Raw genomic sequence first — 19950 nt, 5'->3', positions numbered from 1 at the left:
CTCCTTTATTTAACTAGGAACTTAATAATACCAATACTTGCAGTATTTAATATTAATTGCAACCCCAATGATAGTGCTATTATAATTATAATATTTAGTATATACCTCTTAATTAAAAATTGCATATTTTTTCTATTTTTCTTTTTAAATTCATAAACCATCTCTTTAAAATAGCTTAAACTAATTAATGCTAATATGATTGCACATGGAATAATAATCAAATTTTTAAATAATATTATTAAAATCATTTTTATACTTTTAAATTTTAATGCCAGTATACAACTATTTATTGTATAACCGATTGACATACCTTTTAACACAAAAGCTACCAGAACTGCCGGAATTGTTACTACAAACAGGCTTAATAGAGCTATTGAGCCCATAAAAATTGCATCTGATTTTAAATTCTGTATAACTGTATCTTTTATGCTTATATTTAAATTATAATACTCTACAGCAGGATTTATATTGTTTAATATATTGTTACTAGAACCAGGCAATACTTTATTTATATAAGACCCAACAACAATAGACATCATAAACAACAATCCTATAATAATTATTTGTCTATTCAATTCTCTAAAATCATTTTTTCTATATGTTCTTCTCAATTTTATTCCCCCTTGTCCTTTATAAAATAATATGCTTTAGGACAAGGGGTTATTCATCTTATAAATATTAATTTTTAAACATATCTTTTACTAATAACAATCCAATAGAAGTTTTTGCATCCTCAATATCATTTTTTAATACCATATTATATGCTTCTTCAAGCTCAATTTCATAGACATCTAAAAACTCATCTGCATCTAGATTATTCTCTCCTGGAGTAAGACCCGTTGCTAAATATACAAACATTATCTCATTAGAAAAACCTGCTGAAGTGAAAAATTTATGTATTAGTTTAATATTTTTTGCACTATACCCAGTTTCTTCTTTTAATTCTCTTTCAGCACATTCTTTTGGACTTTCATTTTTTTCTAGTTTACCAGCTGGAATTTCAAATATTGGCTTTTCTATAGGTTTTCTAAATTGCTTAACTAGTACAACTTTATTATCATCTGTAATTGCAACTATTCCTACTGCTCCACCAACTTCTACTAATTCCCTTTTTTGATATCCTTGCCCTGGAATTTCAACAGTATCAACCTTTAAAGTAATTACTTTACCTGTATAAACCCTATCACTACTAATAGTTTTTTCTTCTAATACCATCTTAAACCTCCATTAAGTAATATGCTGCTGTGCTTGCAGCTTTGAAAAATGCCTCATCTTGTTCATAATTTCTTCCCATACTCTTTACTTTTAGATTAAAATAGTCTAAATCCTCTTTCGTTTTATTATTATCTATATAAATTATATTATGCTTTTTGTCTAAACCATTTGAATCGACTTGCTCTTTTATAAATTTTAATTTTTCATCATCATATATAGTTATCGGTATGTCTACATTTACATTTACAATATCTTTAAATACAGTCATACTATGGTGTGAAATGCCTTGATGTCTTTCCCGTTTATCAGCAAAACTAACTCTTGGAATTGCTATTGCTCTTCCACCAAGTTTTTTTACAGCATCAAGAATTGGACCTTGTTCAATCCCTGTAAATCCATATTTTGTTCCTGTTCCAGCAATTCCTGGTCCCATGCTTACAAATACTACATCTGCCTTTAGTATTTCTTTTGCTGTAATTAGTGCAGTATATATATTTATACATTCATAATCTCCACCAAAAGCATTTCCTATAGTTATCGTACTATCTATTAATTTTTTTTCTTTTAAAGTATCCACATTTTTACTTAAATAAATTGAAAGAGAAGCCCCATCAGTCATTATATATACTAATTTTTTATTTGGATTATTTCTTTTAAATGAAGCTGCAAATGGAGTCAACATACTATGAAGAGTCCCCACTACAACAGAAAGACTTTCTAATCCTTTAAAATTCTCAAATTCATCATGATAAATACTTTCTTGTTCTTCAACAGAATCCACTTTTATTTGAAGAGGTGTATATCTAAGTTTCATTATATGACCACCTTCAGTTAAAGTAGATTCTAAATTATTTAAATTAGTTATTACAAAATGGTATCCACCTGTACCTAAGCTTAGTTCTACTGCTGTTGTATTTAAAACTACTTCATCTCCTATATTTATAGTTCCAGATATTTTGGGATAATTATATGCCCTTTGTATTTCTCCATTTACATTTACTCTTATATCATCTAGAGTTTCAGTTTGACTTACTATTGATTCAACAATCCCCACTCTTTTGCTTATCATAATACTACCTTCCCAATTTATCTATAAAATTTAATAGTTTATTTTTTTCTATTATCTTAGTTAATGAGTATTTCTCAGTGAATATATGCATAATAACTATAAATATTAACCATCCTAATCTAACATTAAATGGATACCCAAAAGAAATGAGCATCCCAATAGATATTCCAAGGACATTTGAACCAGTATCTCCCATCATGGCTCTTGCCTTTAAATCATAGTTAAAATATGCAAGTACATTTGGTACTATAAGTAATGGAAGAACTTGAACAAATCCTGTCAGTGTTAAAAATATAATTACCATTATGAATAAATATGCTTTTATTGCTCTTCCTGGTCTTAAGTCCAAAAGATTCATTAAATTAGTTGATAGAGCTATTATCAGTGTATTTATTATTATATCAATTATATCCTTTGATATAGCAACAGAAACTATAAGTCCTACAAATCCACCAAATAAGGCTTTAAAACCTCCTGTTGTAAGACTTCCTTTAAATAAACTCTTAAAATGCCCCTTTAAACCACTTACATCTCTATTTCCAATGACATCGTCTAGTATCCCTGCAAAAAACATGGATATCATACCAAACATAAACATAAATATATACGCTAAATCCTTAAATTCTGTAGTAAAGAAAGCAAGTATTATTCCATTAATTACAATCATAGGTAAAAACACAATTCCCATACTTACTGGTATCATATCTTTTTTATAGTTTGGTCTAAGTACATTTCCATTTATCAATAAATTTTTAAATAGTGGAATTACAGCATAGGTTCCAAATAATCCAGTTAATAATAAAATGGTATAAAGTATATAATCTTTCACTAAGATATTACCTCCATTCTTTCTTTTTTTGTCCCAAAACCTTTTTTATATGATAATACTGTTTCCCTCTATGAATAAAACCTTTTAAATTTCTTCCTGTTTCATTATGAGTCATATTTACTAGTACTTCTTTAATTTTAAATCCATGCTTTAAGATATCAATGGTCATTCCAACTTCTACTCCATATCCAAAAGGTATTTCATCAAATTTTTCTAAAACTTCTCTTTTAAATACTCTTTGACCTGATAAAGTTGCATCTAACTCAACACCAGTCATCTCAAATACAGAATTCTTAGCTAAACCCTTTACAAATCCCAAACCTCCTTTTTTCTTCGCAGGAGGAAACTTGGCTATAGTAACATCAGCATCACCATTTAATATAGGTACTATTAATTTTTCAACTTCTTTAGCAGAATTTCCTAAATCTCCATCTAAAAAACCTATAATATCTGCATTTTTCATTGCTAACTTGATACCATAATTTAAAGCATATCCTTTACCTCTATTTTTATCTAACTTAAAAAATTTAATCTTTTCACTTTCTAGTTCAGATACAACTTTAGTAGTATTATCAGTTGAACCATCATCGACAACTATTATTTCATTTATTTGTTTAATATCAACTATACTATCTAATGTATATTTTATTCTACTTTCTTCATTATAAGCTGGTATTATTATACTTATATAAGAATCCATTTTTTCTCTCCTTAAAATTATTTCTATTTAATAGATGGCAACAATGAAGTTGCAGTATCTAATCTACCAAAATTACCAACTATATTACCTTGTTGTAGAAGAATAGCTAGAGATATACTTCCTATACCTTCATCAATATTATCTACAGTTGCAACCTTGTTTTTAGAATATAGTTCTACATAAGAAGTTTTAACTCCTGTATTTTGAACTTCTACTAAATATTTATTTTCTGATTTAAGTTTTGAAACTACAAATTTTTCTATCTTTTCAAACTGTTTTGTACTGTCTTTTGCATCATTTCCACCAGCTATTACAACAGAATCATATTTTAGATATGTATTTCCAAGAGAGTTAAATTTTATTACATCTAGTTCTTGAAGATATGTTAGAATATCACTTGCATCTTCCTTTTTAAGAGTATCAATTATATAATTAATTGCATCATTTGCATTTTTTACCTCTATACCTAATTTAGTTGAGATTTCTTTTAACTTTTCTGGATTTGTTATATTTTCTTTTAATACTATATTAAATGCAATACTTCCATTAGATTTATTTATTATGTCTTCTATATTCTTTGTATAATCGTCATTTTCATTAGCTGATATTATTCCTATACTTTTACCATTCAACGAGCCAGCTAAAATCTTATCTACATTTTTATTTATAAAATTAACTGACTCTTCATAATCTCTATTTACATTTGCTAGGTCACTATCAAGTTTATCATTTTTTTCTTTTAAGATATTAAACTTATCATCCAAATCATTTATTATATTTGCTTGTTGTTCACTTAATTGTTGATTATTATTTAAATTAAATCCTACTAACATGCCTATACCCAAAGCTATAAATATAGCACCTATAGTGACTATATAATATTTCATATTAATATGCATATTTATCCTCCTAAAATTTACATCTGTAATAATACTCTAAACTTCAATTGCATTAGTTGTACAAATTGTTGAACTCCTGGTGATAATGATGCAACTACCAACACAGGAAATAATGCTGTTGCTATTAATGCCCATATGTACTTTATTTTTAATTTACTTCTATATAACAAATTAACTCCTTTAGCATCTATAAGCTTTGAACCTATTTTAAGTCTAACTAAAAAAGTACTTGCCATACCTTTTCTTCCTTTTTCAAGGAAATCAATCATATTTGAATGTGTGCCAACTGCTACTATTAGCTCAGCTTTATACTCATAAGCGATAAGCATAGCTATATCTTCACTAGTTCCTGGTGCAGGAAATACAACTGCATCTAAGCCTAATTCCTGAACTCTTTCAAGACCTGGTGCTCTTCCATCCGTATAAGCATGTACTACTATTTCACTAGCCTTTTTTAAAGCTTCATCACTCACGCTATCCATATCTCCTACGATTACATCAGGAGTATATCCAAACTCAATTAAAGCATCTGCTCCTCCATCAACACCAACCAAGACTGGCTTTACCTCTTCTATATAAGAAAGCATAGTACTCAAATCTTCTTTGTAGTCCTGACCTCTCACAACTATCAATACATGTTTATTAGCATAATTAGTTTTCACTTTTGGAATTTCTACTTCTCCAAGTATAAATCCTTTTTCTTTTTTAGCATAATCTATAGTATTATCTATAAATCTATCCAATTCTACAGCTAAATTCTCATAGGCAGCCTTTATTAGATGCGAAACTTCATACTTGTCTAAAACTTCGCCAGCACCTAAAAATTTTCCTTTTCTATATATCTTTCCATCTACAACTTCTATAATCTGTCCTTCTTTTAATTCTTCAAATAACTCTTCTCCAACATTATCAATTATTAGTATATTATTTTCAGTTAATATTCCTGGACCTTTATTGGGATACCTACCACTTATAGAAGGAGCCGCATTTATGACAAGTTTTATTTTAGCTTCTACTAAAGAGTTTGCAGCAACTTCATCTATATCGATATGATTTACAACTGCTATTTCCCCACTCTCAACTCTTTTAGCAAGCTTTTTAGTTTTTCGATCTACTTTTATAGGGGCCTCGACTCTCATTTTTAAACCTCCACTATCATTATTAAAATCACATTATATTATAGCATTACTTAACAATAAAATAAATGTTTTAAGTTTGTTTTGCATCTTTGGAATTCACAATACTATATTTCATCATTTTTTTATTTAATATATTCCATAATACACTTAAAAATACAAGTTTTATCTATGCTAAAATTAATATTTACATTAAAAAATAAACCATTGTCAATTTACAACTTGTAAAGACACATACTATAACCATAGTATAATAAAGTAATTATATTGATATATTAAGCAAATAATAAAGAAAAATTTTATATTTATTAAAATAGCGAAACGGTATAACCCTACTGGTTATACCGTTTCGCTGCTTGTAATACGCATTTATAGCCAATGCCTTAATTAAAAAGGCTTACTTTTTATGTCTGTTTATTTAACCATACTATGTTCTAGTCTTAATTTATCAGCAATCATTGCTATAAATTCTGAGTTAGTTGGTTTTCCTTTAGTATTGTGTACCGTATATCCAAATAGTTGATTTATTGTGTCAACTTTTCCTCTACTCCATGCAACCTCTATCGCATGTCTTATTGCTCTCTCAACTCTACTTGGTGTTGTATTGAATTTTTTAGCTATACTTGGATATAACTCTTTCGTTACTGCACCTAAAAGCTCAACATTATCAATAACCATCTTTATTGCTTCTCTTAAATATAAATATCCTTTTATATGAGCTGGTACTCCTATTTCATGTATTATGTTTGTGATTTCTGTTTCTATATTTCCTACATTCTTAACAAAATCACTTCTAGTCATTTGAGTTTCTTGAACAGGTCTAGGCTTTGGCTCAACTTGAGTAACTCTATTAGAAACTAATTCTCTAATTCTGTTTATAAACACAACAAAATCAAACGGCTTTACTATGTAGTAATCTGCTCCTAGATTTATTGCGCTTTGAGTTATCTTATCCTGACCTACTGCTGATAGTACTATTATCTTTGGCATTTTAGGTATATCCATAGTATTCAATTTTTCAATTACACCTAATCCATCTAGATGTGGCATTATTACATCTAGTATTAATAAATCCGGTTGTGTCTTTTTTACTAAGTCTAATGCTTCAATTCCATCCTTAGCTATGCCTAATATATCGATATCATCCTCATTAGACAAATACTCTTTTAATACCTGACAAAAATCCTTATTGTCATCTGCTAAAACTATTTTGATTTTTTCCACTAAAAATCCCCCCATTAAAAAACATCTTCTTATTACAGAAAACTAAACTTTTTACACAATTGCTTCCTAATTATCTACTCTAAAGCATATTCGACACTCCAAAATTATATTCCTCCTAGATAATTGATAAAATAATAAAATTTTTAATGCCTTACCTATAATTTTATCATTTCATCTATAAAAATACCATATCCTTTTTTCGGATTATCTCTAAAAACATGAGTTATTGCACCAATAATTTTATTATTTTGTATTATTGGAGCTCCACTCATGCCCTGTACAATACCTCCTGTGTATTCCAATAACTTATCATCTACTACTTTTATTACCATATCTCTATAATTTCCTTTATCATATACTATACTTTCTATTTTTATATCATAGCTTGTTATATTTTTGTTTTTGTCCTCAAAAAGAATTACTGCATCTCCTATTTTTACATCTTGTGCTCTTCCAACCTCTATTAACTGCATTTCTTTATTTGCTAAATTAAATTCTTTATTATGTTTTTCTGTAATATTACCACTTATACCTAGCTCTGAATTATTTGAGAAATTACCCATTAAATTACTGTCATTAAAATCTCCTTTTATTTTACCTACTTTTTCATTACTAGCTTTTACTATTTTTAACTGTTCTGGCTTATATATATATCCTTGTTTTATTTTTAATAGTTCATTAGTGTCCGAATCTTTTATAGCATGACCAATTGCTTTGAACTTTTCCATACTAGGGTCATAAAAAGTCATAGTTCCAATTCCAGAAATTTTATCTCTTACCCATAATCCAAGCTTATACTTGCCATTTTCTTTTTTAGTATCTATTACTTCTGTTTTATACTTATTTTTTCTCTCAAAAGTCACTTCAACTTTACTTTTTTTAATCTTATTCAAAATCTCTGATACATCTTGACTATTTTTTATCCTTTTATTATCTATTTTTACTATATTATCACCAATTTGTATGCCTCCAATATAGTCTACATCTTCTTCCTCATATCCTAAGACCAATACACCGTCTGTATTTGCTTTTACTCCAATTATATTTCCCATAGGATATACAAATTTTTTATCATGATTCTTAATTGTAAAAGCTTCTATTTGGGTCTCTTTATTCACATTACAATTTTTATAAAAAATTATAACCATGGTAAAAATCGATACAGCTCCTAATATTATCCAAATATTTTTGAAATTTTTATTTGTTTTGTTCATATATTCATCTACTCCTATGCTGTATTATTATGTATTTATAATTCCTTTTTATAGAGAATTTATTCATTCAAAAACCTCATTTAAAATCTTAATAAGTGATTTTTAATATATAATATGATAGTATTATATTGTAACAAAAAGTTTGAAGGGCGGTAATATCTTGAAATTAAATGTAAGAATCGCAGACATAAATAATTGGCGTGATTTAGTTGATTTGTCTGTAGATAAAAGTCAGTTAGATTATATAGAAAGCAATGCACTTTCTATTGCTGAATCTAAATTTATAACAGCTTGGATACCTGTTGGAATATATGATGAAAATTCTTTAATAGGATTTGCTATGTACGGTCGCTTAGAAGATGATAGAGTTTGGCTTGACAGATTTATGATTGATTCAAAATATCAAGGTAGAGGATACGGAAAAGCATCATTAGATTTTCTTATAAATCATCTTAAAAAGGAATATAACTGTGATGAACTATATCTTAGTATATTCGATGATAATAAAATGGCTATTAAGCTTTATAAAGATTTTGGATTTGAGTTTAATGGAGAGCTTGACTATGGTGGAGAAAAAGTAATGGTATTAAAATCTAATTGATATTAATAAAAATATACATATATCAAGGAGGTGAAGTCATTATATAAACATATTTATATAATGATGGATAAAATGGCTCAAAATATAACTTTAGAATTTGTTGAAGAAAAAGATTTAGAAAACCTTGAAAACGTAAAAATTTTATTTACTGAATATTCAAATTCTCTAAATATAGACTTATGTTTTCAAGACTTTAATAATGAATTAAAAACACTTCCAGGAAAATATATAAAACCTTCAGGTTCATTGATAGTGGCATTTGTTGATGAAAATTTAGCAGGTTGTGTTGCTTTAAAAAAACTTGAAGGTAAAATATGTGAATTAAAAAGATTATATGTAAGAAATCAATTTAGAGGATTAAAGATAGGAAAAATATTATTAGAAGAAATCATTGAAGAAGCTAAAAAAATTGGATATACACATATGAGATTAGACACTCTTCCAAGCATGAAAAGTGCACAAGGATTATATGAAAAGCTTGGTTTTTATGATATAGAACCTTATACTTATAATCCGATTGAAGGGGCTAGATATATGGAATTAAAATTATAATTTTTTAATAGAGTATAAATAGAACTACTACAGTTTTATTTATACTCTATTTTATTGAACAAACTTATATTTCAATAAAGTATTCTCTATTATCCCTTATTCCAGAATTAAATACAGGTTGTTCAGTCATATAATCAGACTTAGTCAATTTTTGCACATCAGAACTTTCAGATATAACTCCACTTGTAACTACTTTATAGTCATATTCACTGCCTGTATTTATCTTTATTTCACAGGTATATGATAATTTTCCATGTTTTGTCATTTCAATTTCATTCCATTTATCACTATCTTCTTTAATACATAAAAAATAAGTGTAAAGCATTTATCTAAAAATTCTTTACACCTATTAAAATATCCATTTTTCACTAATATTTTTTAGCCAGTTCAATGATTTCACTTGCATGCTCAATAGTTTTTTCTGTTATATTATTACCTGCTATAAGTCTGGCAATTTCATTTTTTCGTTGAGACTCATTTAATTTACTGACATTAGTGAATGTCCTATTGTTTGAGGTATCTTTCTCTATACAATAATGAGTATTTGCATTTGCAGCAATTTGAGGTAAGTGAGTTATACATATTATCTGTTTTTTCTTTGCTATATCACTCAATTTTTCTCCAACAATCTGTGCTGCTATGCCACTTATCCCTGTATCTATTTCATCAAACACTAATGTATCAATATCATCTATATCAGCCAATATTGTCTTAAATGCTAACATAAATCTAGACATCTCCCCACCTGACGCAACTTTATATATAGGTTTAATATCTTCTCCTAAGTTAAAAGATATCATAAATTCAACATCATCTATTCCGTTTAAAGTAAATGGACCTTCTTCAAAATTAACCTTGAACATTACATTTTTCATATTTAGGCTTTTTAATTCATCAAGAAGTATTTTTTCTAAAGTAGTGGCTACTTCTATTCTTGCTTTAGTCAATTTATTAGCTTTTATTTTTAAATCTTCTTCTATCTTCATCAGTTGACTTTTTAACTGTTCAACTCTTTCATCTCTATTTAATATTTCATCTAATCTATCTTTAATTTTTCCATAATACTCAAATATATCGTCTATGCTATCTCCATATTTTCTTCTTAAATTGTTAATCTCATCAATTCTAAGCTCAATCTGCTCTAGTTCATAAGGTTCAAAATCTATATTATCTTTGTAATTTCTTATATCAGCAGATATATCTTGCAACTCATACATAATCCTTTCTACAGTATCACTATATTCATTTAAAACACTGTCATATTTAGATATGTCATTAAGTTCTTTAGATGCAAGACCTATTAGGTCAATAACACTATACTCGCCATTATGTAACTTGCTATAACTCGAATTTAGATTATTATATATCTTTTCACTATTTCTATAAACTTCTCTTTGTTTTAATAAATCTTCATATTCATTCTTATTTAGATTTGCAGCTTCAATTTCATTTATTTGAAATCTTAATAAATCTATTTCTCGTTGAATTTGCATCTCATCTTTATTTTCCATCAAGCAATTCAAAGCTTTTTTTACTTCACTATATTTACAGTACACTTTTCTATAGGCAACTTTAAACTTTTCCAATTCATTTTCTCCAAAAAGGTCTAGAAATTTTAAATGAGTGTCTTTATTAAATAAAGCTTGATTTTGATGTTGACCATGTATATCTATAAGTGTAGATGCAATTTCTTTAAGAAGAGACACTTTAACAGTCCTTCCATTTACTCTAGCAGTACTCTTTCCATCTGAGTATATCAACCTAGTTATCACCAATAAATTATCATCTTCCATACTTATATCATTTTCTTCTAATATTTTTTTAAGAGATATATTATCCGAAAAAAATACAGCCTCAACAAGTCCCTTATCTGTTCCCTTTCTTAGAAAAGACCTATCATATTTATCACCTAGACAAAGTCCAAGTGCATCTATTATTATAGATTTTCCTGAACCAGTTTCACCTGTAAGTATATTTAAATTTTTATCGATATTCAACCTTAGCTCTTCAACTAAAGCACAATTTTTCATATATAATTCGAGGATCAAATCTAAGCCCCCTTTTAACCTATTTGTCTAAATTATGAGAAGCTTCAACAACTTCTACTATTTTATTATTATATGTCTCACCATCAAATTCATATCCTTCATTTCCATTTCTCAAATGAATTAGATATTCTATATTTCCTTCTGGTCCTTTAATAGGAGAAAAATCTAACCCTAAAATCTCAAATCCATTTTCGACTGAAAAGTCAGAAATCATTTTTATAACTTCTATATGTGTAGATTTCTCTCTAACTACTCCTTTTTTACCCACTTTTTCTCTTCCTGCTTCAAATTGAGGTTTAATTAAAGCTACAATTTCTCCATCATGACGTACTAGCTCCTTTGCTTTTGGAAGTACCAACTTTAATGATATGAAAGACACATCAATCGATGCAAAATCTGCAAACTGCTTTGTATCTTCTATTGTCACATTTCTTATATTGGTCCTTTCCATACACACAACTCTATCATCTTGTCTCAATTTCCATGCAAGTTGACCATAACCAACATCTATAGAAAATACTTTTATTGCTCCATTTTTGAGCATACAATCTGTAAAACCACCTGTAGATGCACCAATATCCATACATACTTTTCCATCAATAGTTAAATCAAAGTTTTTCATTGCTTTTTCAAGCTTTAAACCACCCCTACTTACATATGGTATTGGATTTCCTTTTACTTCTATATTGCAGTCCTCTTTTACTTCTGTACCAGCCTTATCACACCTTTGATTATCAACAAAAACTAATCCAGCCATTATTGCTTTTTTAGCTCTTTCCCTACTTTCAAAATGCCCTTGTTCTACTAACAATAAATCTATTCTTTTTTTCATACAATTACCTTTCTGTTAAAAGCTACTTTAATAATAACTAAAGTAGCTTGAAGTAACACACTTGATATTTATTCTAATTGATAAACTTTATATTTTATATAGTTTTTAATTTATAATATTCAAACTAATCTTTTACTCAATGACTAGTTTCCTTATTTTATCAGCAATACTCTTTGGCGATAATCCTACAAAATCATATAATTCATCTGCATTGCCATGTTTTATAAATTCTTCTGGTATTGCTATATTAAGTATATTTACCTTATACTTATTATCTATAATAAACTTATTTATTCTACTTCCAAACCCTCCAGTTACAATGTTATCCTCTATAGTAACTACATTTTTATGAGTTTTTAATAAAACACTCAGCATATCTTCATCCATCGGTTTTAGAAACCTAGCATTAACTATTGTGGGATTTATTCCTTCTTTTAATAACAGTTCTTTAGCTTCTAAAGCATGTTTCACCATACTTCCAATAGAAAATATAACTGTATCTTGTCCATTATCTAATACCTCAAACTTACCTAATATAATTTCTTTATATTCTCCCTTATTTAGGTAATAACTATTTCCTCTTGGGTATCTAATCGCTAATGGGCAATCTACTTTCAATGACAAATCCATCATAAGTTCCATCTCTTTTGTGTCTTTTGGTGCCATTACTACAATATTTGGAATAGAATTCAAGTAACTTAAATCAAACATACCATGATGAGTTTCTCCATCATTTCCAACTAACCCAGCTCTATCTATAAGAAAGGTAACTGGCTTTTTTGTTATACATACATCGTGAATAACCTGGTCATATGCCCTTTGCAAAAATGATGAATACACAGCAAAGTAAGGTTTCATACCACTTTTTGCAAGACCTGCTGCAAATCCTGTTGCATGTTGTTCAGCTATACCAACATCATAATATCTTTTCGGGTATGCACTTTCAAATAAATTTAACCCAGTACCAGATGGCATAGCAGCAGTTATTGCTACTATCTCTTCATTATCATTAGCCATATCAACCAGTTTTTCTCCAACACTAGTTGACATAGACTTAACTTTTGAAGTTGTAACACCTGTCTTTATATCAAACTTAGATACTCCATGATATTTATCAGGTTGTACTTCTGCAAATCTATACCCTTTTCCTTTTTTCGTAATTACATGTAAAAGAACAGTCCCTTTTTTGTGTTTAGCCTTTCTCAATATATCTATTAAGTCTTTAGTATTATGACCATCTATAGGTCCATAATATCTTATACCTAATGAATCAAAAAATGAACAGTCCTGAGGAGAAAAGCTACACATTAGTTTATCTTTAAATCTATGTGCAGTCTTAGATAAAATTTCACCTGTTTGTGTAACATTTAAAATTTTATCAACTTCATCTGTCATTTTCTCAACTGTTGAGTTTCTTATAATACTTGACAGATATTTAGACATTCCACCAACATTTTTATCTATGGACATCTCATTATCATTAAGGATTACTATCATATTGGTATTTATATATCCTAATTGGTTTAAAGCTTCAAGTGCCATACCTCCAGTTATAGAACCATCTCCTATTACAGATATAACACTATAGTTTTCTTTTTTTATATCCCTAGCACAGGCAATACCTGTAGCTATAGAAATAGATGTACTGCTATGTCCTGTGTCAAAAATATCATGAGGACTTTCACTCTCCTTTGGAAAACCACTTAGTCCATTAAATTGTCTCAAAGATACAAAACAATCTTTTCTTCCAGTAACTATTTTATGAACATAAGATTGATGTCCTACATCCCATACAATCTTATCTTTAGGACTATTAAATACTTTATGAAGTGCTAATGTTAACTCAACTACTCCTAAATTAGAGGCTAAGTGTCCTCCTGTCTTTGAAACAGATTTTACTAAGAACTTTCTTATATCCTTTGCAAGTAAATCCATTTCTTCTATACTCATATTTTTTATATCCTTTGGAGAATTTACTTTATCTAAATATTTATACATATTATCCTCACCTTTATTTTGTAAATTTTCAATTTACATCAATATTAAAGCTGTTACTATCCCAAGTAAAGCTCCAAACCAAACTTCTAGTGGTGTATGACCTATTAATTCTTTTAATTTCTTCTGCTCTATATGCTTTCCATGTTGTATATCTGCTACCATTTGATTTAATATAGTGGCTTGTTTACCAACAGCCCGTCTAACACCTGCTGCATCGTACATTATAATCAAGGCAAGCACGGTAATTATAGCAAAATCAGTAGAATTAAACCCTTTTTCAATACCTACCACTGTGGCTAAACTTGTAACAAAAGAACTATGGGAACTAGGCATACCTCCTGAAATAAGTATTCTTGATAACTCAATTCTTTTTTCTTTGCCAGTAAATATTTTTATAAATTGTGCTAAGAAACAAGCAATCAGACTTATTCCCAAAGCCCCATTGTTAAAAATCTCCGAAAAAAAGTCCATTTTTCCCTCCTCGATTTTAGCTGTATATTTTAGTATTCTCTATCTATTATATATTCAGCCAATCCCTTTAAAAAATCTACATCGTCAGATAATTTTTCTATACTCTTCTTTGCTTCATCAATCAGATTATGTGCAATTTCTTTAGATTTATTTAAACCTAAAATAGATGGATACGTTGACTTATGATTTTCTATATCACTTCCAACCTTTTTCCCTAACTTAGCTTCATCTCCTACTATGTCTAGTATATCATCTACTATCTGGAATGATAATCCGATATTTTTTGCATATTTAGTTATATCTTCCATTTGTTCTGAATTTGCTCCACCTATAGTAGCTCCTGCCCTCATACAGCCTACCATCATTGCAGCAGTTTTATTCATATGTATATAGTCTAATTTTTCTTTTTCAATTTGTTTATTTTCACTTTCTACATCTACTACTTGACCGCCTATCATTCCATATATACCAGCACCTTTAGCTATCTCATTTATAGCTTTTAGATATTTTTCCGGGTTTTCTTTATTGATTGAACCTGCAAGCATTACTTCAAAAGCATAATTTAGTAGCGCATCTCCTGCTAAAATGCCCATAGCTTCTCCATATACTTTATGATTTGTTGGTCTTCCTCTTCTTAAGTCATCATTGTCAAGAGCTGGCAAATCATCATGTATTAGTGAGTATGTATGTATCATTTCAATTGCAATAGCAAAAGGAATAGCGTCTTCTTCATTCCCTCCAACTATTTTACAGGCCTCTAATGTAAGTATTGGTCTTAATCTCTTACCTCCAGCACTCAAACTGTAGTTCATAGCTTCAATAACAGTTTTTTGATACCCCTCTTCTTTAGGCATATATTCTTTAAGTATATTTTCTATAAAACTCGCTTTTTCTTTCAGGCATTGTTTAAATTCCAATTTTATTCCTCCTCTACTCTAAAGTCTTCTTCTATTCCTAATTGATTAAATTTACTTATTTTCAATTTAGCATCATCTAAAAGCTTATTACAATGTTTATAAAGGCTTATACCTTCTTCATACAAGCTTAAAGATTCATCTAAGCTAGCATTTTTAGATTCTAAATCATTTAAAATGCTCTCTAATCTTTTATAAGCTTCTTCATAGGTTAAATTCATACTATCCCTCTTTATTTTCAATTTTATCTATTATACATTCTAAATTTCCATCTTTTAATACTATATCTATACTATCCTTTATTTTTAATCCTTTTATACTATTTATTACCTTTCCATTTTTTTGAGCTATACTATAACCTCTGTCCATAGTAGCTAATGGACTTAGATTATGGAGTAATGCTCCAATTTTTACTAGTTTTTCATCTTCTAATTTTAAATTATTTTCTATTCCAAAAATTATTTTATCATATATTTTATCCAATTGTATAACTTTATCTTTTATTGTGTAAGAATCTAAATAGTTATTTATCTTATTAAATACTGCCTCTAACCTATATTGGTCTATCTCAATTTGATTTGTAAGAGACTTACTCATTCTGCTTTTTATGTTTCCAAGTTTATAGTTTATATCATCTAATGATGGAGTGGCAATCTCAGCTGCTGCTGACGGTGTCGGTGCTCTCATGTCAGATACAAAGTCACAAATAGTAAAGTCAGTTTCATGCCCAACTGCTGATATTATTGGAATTTGAGAATTAAAAATCTCTCTTGCCACCATTTCATCATTAAAAGACCAAAGTTCTTCTATCGAACCCCCACCTCTACCAATTATAAGTGTATCAACATTCTTCATATGATTGAAAAATCTAATTGCTTCACAGATTTCTTCAGCTGATTTATCTCCTTGAACTGTTACTGGATAAAGCTTTATATTAACTTTCGGATATCTTCTTTTTATCACATTTATTATATCTCTTATAACAGCACCTGTTGGAGATGTTATAACACCAATTGAGTTTGGCATTTTGGGTATAGGTATCTTGTATTTAGGGTCAAATAATCCTTCTTTATTAAGTTTTTCCTTTAGTCTATTAAATTCTATGTGTAAATTTCCTATTCCCTCTATTTCAATTTCATTAATGTATAACTGATACGCACCATCTCTTTCATAAACTGATATATATCCATTAGCTATAACTTTCACACCATTATCTAATTTTAGATTGCGATTAAAATTACTTTTAAAAATTACACAGTTTAACTTTGATGTTTCGTCTTTAAGTGATAAATATACATTTCCACTACTATGAACCTTAAAGTTAGAAATTTCTCCTTTGACTTTGAGGTTAGAAAGTATTGGGTCGTTTATTAAAATTCTTTTAATATATGAATTTGCTTCACTTATATCTAAAGCTCTTAGTTTCATACTCTTTCTCCTAAAAAGTTATTCAATCCTATTATAGCACACCCAACAGCATTATCAGTTGAATATTGTGGTTCTGTAAAGTAAGCTTCTATATGCTTTTTTCTTAATTTCATGCTTAATTCTCTAAGAATATACTTACTTGCAGAAACTCCACCTGCAAATACTACTTCATTTACATTATAAGTTTCACATAAATATACTAAAGATTTAAACATATTTCTAACTACTGAATCTAATACTAACTTAGATATGTATTCTTTTTGATTAGTATTGTATCCATTATCCTCTATAATCTTATTTACCTGATTTTCTAAACCAGATAAATTCATATATCCATCTCTTACAGAGGTTTTCAGACCACTTTCTATTTTAAGATTACAATTTAAAGCATTTTCATCTAAATATTTTCCTGAAGGAAACTTATATCCAAGCTTAACTCCTACCCTATCTATAAGTTGACCAAAGCTAATATCTTTACTTCCTCCAATTATATCTATATTATATCCAAAATTATTGTATAACTTACTTTTATCATCTTTTTTATTACTTATTTTGCTAATTCTATCTAAATTAGTATCCGATATATTATCATTACTATCCAATTTGCTTATTAAAAGTATCTCTGTAGTGCCACCAGACATGTGAACAGAAATAAATCTATTATTATTTTTTAATTTACTATTTAATAAACTTGCTTCAATGTGATTTTCTTGATGAGTAGTCTCATAAAACCCACAACCATATATACTGGATAATAGCTTTCCAAAATTATGCCCTACATTGAATACAGGCATATATGAGTTTTCAACGGGTCTAGGTTTTGTAGATGAACAAACCCCTTCTACATTAAACCTATCTTTAAAAGATTTTATCCTATCACTAAGAATCCCTAAATTATTGATATGTTGGAATACAGCTTCACTTTGTCTTAGACCTTTTGCATTCTCTCTTACTTCTAACATTATTTTTTCATTGAATATAACTTTCTTATCTAAAGAGATAGCTGCTATAGAAGTAGTATAGCAGCTAGTATCAATTCCAATTATTATATTATTTCGCAATTTCATCAACAACACTTCCCAATATACCATTTATAAATTTAGGAGATTTATCATCACAATATATCTTTGCAAGTTCTACAGCTTCATTTATTGATACTTTATTAGGAGTATCTAAATAAAGTATTTCACACACAGACAATCTAAGTATAGACACATCTACCTTTGGCATTCTATCTACTGTCCAGTTTTTAGCATGCTTATTTATTAACTCATCTATCTTATCATGATTTTCTTTTAGTACTTTGCATACTGAATTTATATATGTTCTGTCTATAACATCTTCAAGCTTATTATCTTCTAACTTTAAATTTGAGTTACTTGAATATTGAAGAGCAAGCTCTTCATATCTATTTATAATATGTTCTGAATTATCTTTTAGAAAAGTATCTACCTTATCCTCTAAAGCTTCAAAATCTTCTTTATTAATATTTATTTGATATATAAATTTCATTATATATTCTCTTGTTGTACTCTTTTGCGCCCTATCTTTTTTCATCAATTAAAATTCTCCTTTAAGTTTAATTATCCATATAAAATCAATTTTCAGCAAAAAGCCCTCTGACTTTTCAGAGGGCTAATATTAATTTTTCTTAGTTGCTTTTGCTTCTTCTTTATCAACTTTATCTTTTTTAAAGCTGATTCCTTGAATGTGTATATTTACTTGAGAAACCTTCAGTCCTGTCATTGTCTCAACAGTATTTTTTACATTTTCTTGAACTTTAAAAGCTGTATCTGGTATTGACATTCCATACTTTATCGTAACCATTACATCTAAATTAACATCCTCTTCTTCTATTTGTATTTTTACCCCGTTATTTTTTAACAACTTATCTGTTAATGTTGCTGTAGTTTCTATGCCTTCAACTTCTAATGCTGCTAGACCAGCTATTGTAGCTATTACATCATTAGATATTTTTACTTGTCCAAATTTATTATCTTCCATATTAAAACTTACCTCCTGATTTTAAGGAACTATTTTTATAAGTATAATAATACCAAATACAAGTCTACTTTGCAAGAAAATAACCTCAGTTAATTCTGAGGTTTATACTTTACTTATTATTATTATTTGTAAGTTTAATATTTTCATACTTTACATTGGCTTGTTCTGCAACTAAATCAAATATTTTTGCTGCATCTTTCTTTTCTAATTTAGCTTCGTTCACAACTACATTAACTTTGTTATCGCTTATATAAACTAATGCTTCCTCATATCCTTTTGTACTCAAAAGATTTTCTATTTGAAGTTCTTTTTCTTGAATTTTAACTATATTTAATTTCATATTAGAAGCTTCTTTTCTAGATTCTTCTGTTGTAGATGGATTATTTATCATTTCATTTAAATCTTGAACTAACTCATTTCTTTGTTTTTCTCTGTTCATTTTCATATCTAAAATATAAGATGCCTTTTTCATGTTTTTCTCAGATGATAATTGAGCTTTTATTTCCTTACTTGTCTCAGTTGCTTTTTCTTTTACTTTACTAGCTTTGCTATCAACTATGTCAATATCAGCACTTTCCTTTCCATCTTGTTTATCTACATTACTAGAATCCTCTGTCTTACTACTATCATCAGTATTTTTTTGCAACTGTGCTTCTTCATATGCCTTAAACTCTTTTGATGTTTCCAATAAGGATTTCTTACTTAATTGATAATTCACTGTTCCTACTACAACTAACATTGCAGTTAAAGTTATTATTACAAATCCTCTTCCCTTATAATTAAACTTCATTCATTTATCCCCCCGGTTATATGTAT

General features: G+C 28.4%; 22 protein-coding genes and 1 pseudogene. 2 read left to right on the top strand and 21 right to left on the bottom strand.

The window, feature by feature from the left end; genetic code table 11:
• Positions 1 to 5: 5 nt before the first annotated feature.
• The 9 genes from JJC02_05815 to JJC02_05775 all read right to left on the bottom strand — a co-directional run bounded on the left by JJC02_05815 (position 6) and on the right by JJC02_05775 (position 8286).
• Positions 6 to 611 carry a stage II sporulation protein M gene (locus JJC02_05815; protein UDN55689.1) on the bottom strand — a complete coding sequence of 202 codons (606 nt, stop codon included), beginning with the start codon at positions 609 to 611 and terminating at the stop codon, positions 6 to 8.
• A gap of 67 nt (positions 612 to 678) precedes the next feature.
• Positions 679 to 1215, bottom strand: a complete 537-nt coding sequence (locus JJC02_05810) for an NUDIX hydrolase (protein UDN55688.1) — start codon at positions 1213 to 1215, stop codon at positions 679 to 681.
• 1 nt (position 1216) lies between these two features.
• Positions 1217 to 2284: a DUF3866 family protein gene (locus tag JJC02_05805; protein UDN55687.1), complete on the bottom strand. Its 1068-nt coding sequence runs from the start codon at positions 2282 to 2284 to the stop codon at positions 1217 to 1219.
• A 4-nt stretch (positions 2285 to 2288) separates the two neighbouring features.
• Positions 2289 to 3113, bottom strand: coding sequence for a glycosyl transferase (locus JJC02_05800; protein ID UDN55686.1), 825 nt, complete (start codon positions 3111 to 3113; stop codon positions 2289 to 2291).
• Between the two features lie 7 nt (positions 3114 to 3120).
• Positions 3121 to 3813, bottom strand: coding sequence for a glycosyltransferase family 2 protein (locus JJC02_05795; GenBank protein ID UDN55685.1), 693 nt, complete (start codon positions 3811 to 3813; stop codon positions 3121 to 3123).
• A gap of 23 nt (positions 3814 to 3836) precedes the next feature.
• Positions 3837 to 4712, bottom strand: a complete 876-nt coding sequence (locus JJC02_05790; protein UDN55684.1) for a copper transporter — start codon at positions 4710 to 4712, stop codon at positions 3837 to 3839.
• Positions 4713 to 4729: 17 nt separating this feature from the next.
• Complete coding sequence (locus tag JJC02_05785; GenBank protein ID UDN55683.1) at positions 4730 to 5851, bottom strand: hypothetical protein; 1122 nt, start codon at positions 5849 to 5851, stop codon at positions 4730 to 4732.
• 411 nt (positions 5852 to 6262) lie between these two features.
• Positions 6263 to 7087 carry a sporulation transcription factor Spo0A gene (gene spo0A / locus JJC02_05780; GenBank protein UDN55682.1) on the bottom strand — a complete coding sequence of 275 codons (825 nt, stop codon included), beginning with the start codon at positions 7085 to 7087 and terminating at the stop codon, positions 6263 to 6265.
• A 140-nt stretch (positions 7088 to 7227) separates the two neighbouring features.
• Entirely contained in the window at positions 7228 to 8286 is a 1059-nt protein-coding gene (locus tag JJC02_05775) for a peptidase S55 (protein UDN55681.1), read from the bottom strand.
• Between the two features lie 160 nt (positions 8287 to 8446).
• On the opposite strand from JJC02_05775, the gene JJC02_05770 reads away from it, so the two are divergent.
• Complete coding sequence (locus tag JJC02_05770) at positions 8447 to 8887, top strand: GNAT family N-acetyltransferase (GenBank protein UDN55680.1); 441 nt, start codon at positions 8447 to 8449, stop codon at positions 8885 to 8887.
• 60 nt (positions 8888 to 8947) lie between these two features.
• Positions 8948 to 9439: a GNAT family N-acetyltransferase gene (locus tag JJC02_05765; protein UDN55679.1), complete on the top strand. Its 492-nt coding sequence runs from the start codon at positions 8948 to 8950 to the stop codon at positions 9437 to 9439.
• 53 nt (positions 9440 to 9492) lie between these two features.
• On the opposite strand, the pseudogene JJC02_05760 reads toward JJC02_05765, so the two are convergent.
• From JJC02_05760 to JJC02_05705, 12 genes and pseudogenes are all read right to left on the bottom strand, one after another.
• Positions 9493 to 9753: pseudogene (locus tag JJC02_05760) on the bottom strand (hypothetical protein).
• Positions 9754 to 9807: 54 nt separating this feature from the next.
• Positions 9808 to 11487 carry a DNA repair protein RecN gene (recN, locus tag JJC02_05755; GenBank protein UDN55678.1) on the bottom strand — a complete coding sequence of 560 codons (1680 nt, stop codon included), beginning with the start codon at positions 11485 to 11487 and terminating at the stop codon, positions 9808 to 9810.
• A gap of 19 nt (positions 11488 to 11506) precedes the next feature.
• Positions 11507 to 12319, bottom strand: a complete 813-nt coding sequence (locus tag JJC02_05750) for a TlyA family RNA methyltransferase (protein UDN55677.1) — start codon at positions 12317 to 12319, stop codon at positions 11507 to 11509.
• 132 nt (positions 12320 to 12451) lie between these two features.
• The gene (locus tag JJC02_05745; protein ID UDN55676.1) at positions 12452 to 14317 is read right to left on the bottom strand and encodes a 1-deoxy-D-xylulose-5-phosphate synthase; all 1866 of its coding nucleotides are present in this window, start codon (positions 14315 to 14317) and stop codon (positions 12452 to 12454) included.
• Positions 14318 to 14350: 33 nt separating this feature from the next.
• Complete coding sequence (locus JJC02_05740; protein ID UDN55675.1) at positions 14351 to 14788, bottom strand: divergent PAP2 family protein; 438 nt, start codon at positions 14786 to 14788, stop codon at positions 14351 to 14353.
• Positions 14789 to 14817: 29 nt separating this feature from the next.
• A complete protein-coding gene (locus JJC02_05735; protein ID UDN55674.1) occupies positions 14818 to 15705 on the bottom strand; it encodes a polyprenyl synthetase family protein in 888 nt (295 codons plus the stop codon).
• A gap of 2 nt (positions 15706 to 15707) precedes the next feature.
• Entirely contained in the window at positions 15708 to 15923 is a 216-nt protein-coding gene (xseB, locus tag JJC02_05730) for an exodeoxyribonuclease VII small subunit (GenBank protein ID UDN55673.1), read from the bottom strand.
• Between the two features lies 1 nt (position 15924).
• Positions 15925 to 17130: an exodeoxyribonuclease VII large subunit gene (locus JJC02_05725; protein UDN55672.1), complete on the bottom strand. Its 1206-nt coding sequence runs from the start codon at positions 17128 to 17130 to the stop codon at positions 15925 to 15927.
• On the bottom strand, positions 17127 to 18197 hold the full coding sequence (locus JJC02_05720) for an O-sialoglycoprotein endopeptidase (GenBank protein UDN55671.1): 1071 nt from the start codon (positions 18195 to 18197) through the stop codon (positions 17127 to 17129). The genes JJC02_05725 and JJC02_05720 overlap by 4 nt, the downstream gene beginning before the upstream one ends.
• The gene (gene nusB, locus JJC02_05715) at positions 18181 to 18687 is read right to left on the bottom strand and encodes a transcription antitermination factor NusB (protein ID UDN55670.1); all 507 of its coding nucleotides are present in this window, start codon (positions 18685 to 18687) and stop codon (positions 18181 to 18183) included. The genes JJC02_05720 and nusB overlap by 17 nt, the downstream gene beginning before the upstream one ends.
• 84 nt (positions 18688 to 18771) lie before the next feature.
• Positions 18772 to 19134: an Asp23/Gls24 family envelope stress response protein gene (locus JJC02_05710; protein UDN55669.1), complete on the bottom strand. Its 363-nt coding sequence runs from the start codon at positions 19132 to 19134 to the stop codon at positions 18772 to 18774.
• Positions 19135 to 19243: 109 nt separating this feature from the next.
• On the bottom strand, positions 19244 to 19924 hold the full coding sequence (locus JJC02_05705) for a SpoIIIAH-like family protein (GenBank protein ID UDN55668.1): 681 nt from the start codon (positions 19922 to 19924) through the stop codon (positions 19244 to 19246).
• Positions 19925 to 19950: the final 26 nt, after the last annotated feature.

This window comes from Clostridioides sp. ES-S-0054-01 (assembly GCA_021561035.1).
Classification (GTDB): Bacteria; Bacillota; Clostridia; order Peptostreptococcales; family Peptostreptococcaceae; genus Clostridioides.
This window is presented reverse-complemented; position numbering and strand designations above follow the sequence as displayed.

Bases quoted from the DNA above. Each gene is read 5' to 3' on its own strand.
- JJC02_05810 (UDN55688.1), bottom strand. From the start codon at position 1,215: ATGGTATTAGAAGAAAAAACTATTAGTAGTGATAGGGTTTATACAGGT.
- JJC02_05805 (UDN55687.1), bottom strand. From the start codon at position 2,284: ATGATAAGCAAAAGAGTGGGGATTGTTGAATCAATAGTAAGTCAAACT.
- JJC02_05795 (UDN55685.1), bottom strand. From the start codon at position 3,813: ATGGATTCTTATATAAGTATAATAATACCAGCTTATAATGAAGAAAGT.
- JJC02_05790 (UDN55684.1), bottom strand. From the start codon at position 4,712: ATGCATATTAATATGAAATATTATATAGTCACTATAGGTGCTATATTT.
- JJC02_05785 (UDN55683.1), bottom strand. From the start codon at position 5,851: ATGAGAGTCGAGGCCCCTATAAAAGTAGATCGAAAAACTAAAAAGCTT.
- spo0A (UDN55682.1), bottom strand. From the start codon at position 7,087: ATGGGGGGATTTTTAGTGGAAAAAATCAAAATAGTTTTAGCAGATGAC.
- JJC02_05775 (UDN55681.1), bottom strand. From the start codon at position 8,286: ATGAACAAAACAAATAAAAATTTCAAAAATATTTGGATAATATTAGGA.
- JJC02_05765 (UDN55679.1), top strand. From the start codon at position 8,948: ATGATGGATAAAATGGCTCAAAATATAACTTTAGAATTTGTTGAAGAA.
- JJC02_05750 (UDN55677.1), bottom strand. From the start codon at position 12,319: ATGAAAAAAAGAATAGATTTATTGTTAGTAGAACAAGGGCATTTTGAA.
- JJC02_05745 (UDN55676.1), bottom strand. From the start codon at position 14,317: ATGTATAAATATTTAGATAAAGTAAATTCTCCAAAGGATATAAAAAAT.
- JJC02_05740 (UDN55675.1), bottom strand. From the start codon at position 14,788: ATGGACTTTTTTTCGGAGATTTTTAACAATGGGGCTTTGGGAATAAGT.
- xseB (UDN55673.1), bottom strand. From the start codon at position 15,923: ATGAATTTAACCTATGAAGAAGCTTATAAAAGATTAGAGAGCATTTTA.
- JJC02_05725 (UDN55672.1), bottom strand. From the start codon at position 17,130: ATGAAACTAAGAGCTTTAGATATAAGTGAAGCAAATTCATATATTAAA.
- JJC02_05720 (UDN55671.1), bottom strand. From the start codon at position 18,197: ATGAAATTGCGAAATAATATAATAATTGGAATTGATACTAGCTGCTAT.
- nusB (UDN55670.1), bottom strand. From the start codon at position 18,687: ATGAAAAAAGATAGGGCGCAAAAGAGTACAACAAGAGAATATATAATG.
- JJC02_05710 (UDN55669.1), bottom strand. From the start codon at position 19,134: ATGGAAGATAATAAATTTGGACAAGTAAAAATATCTAATGATGTAATA.
- JJC02_05705 (UDN55668.1), bottom strand. From the start codon at position 19,924: ATGAAGTTTAATTATAAGGGAAGAGGATTTGTAATAATAACTTTAACT.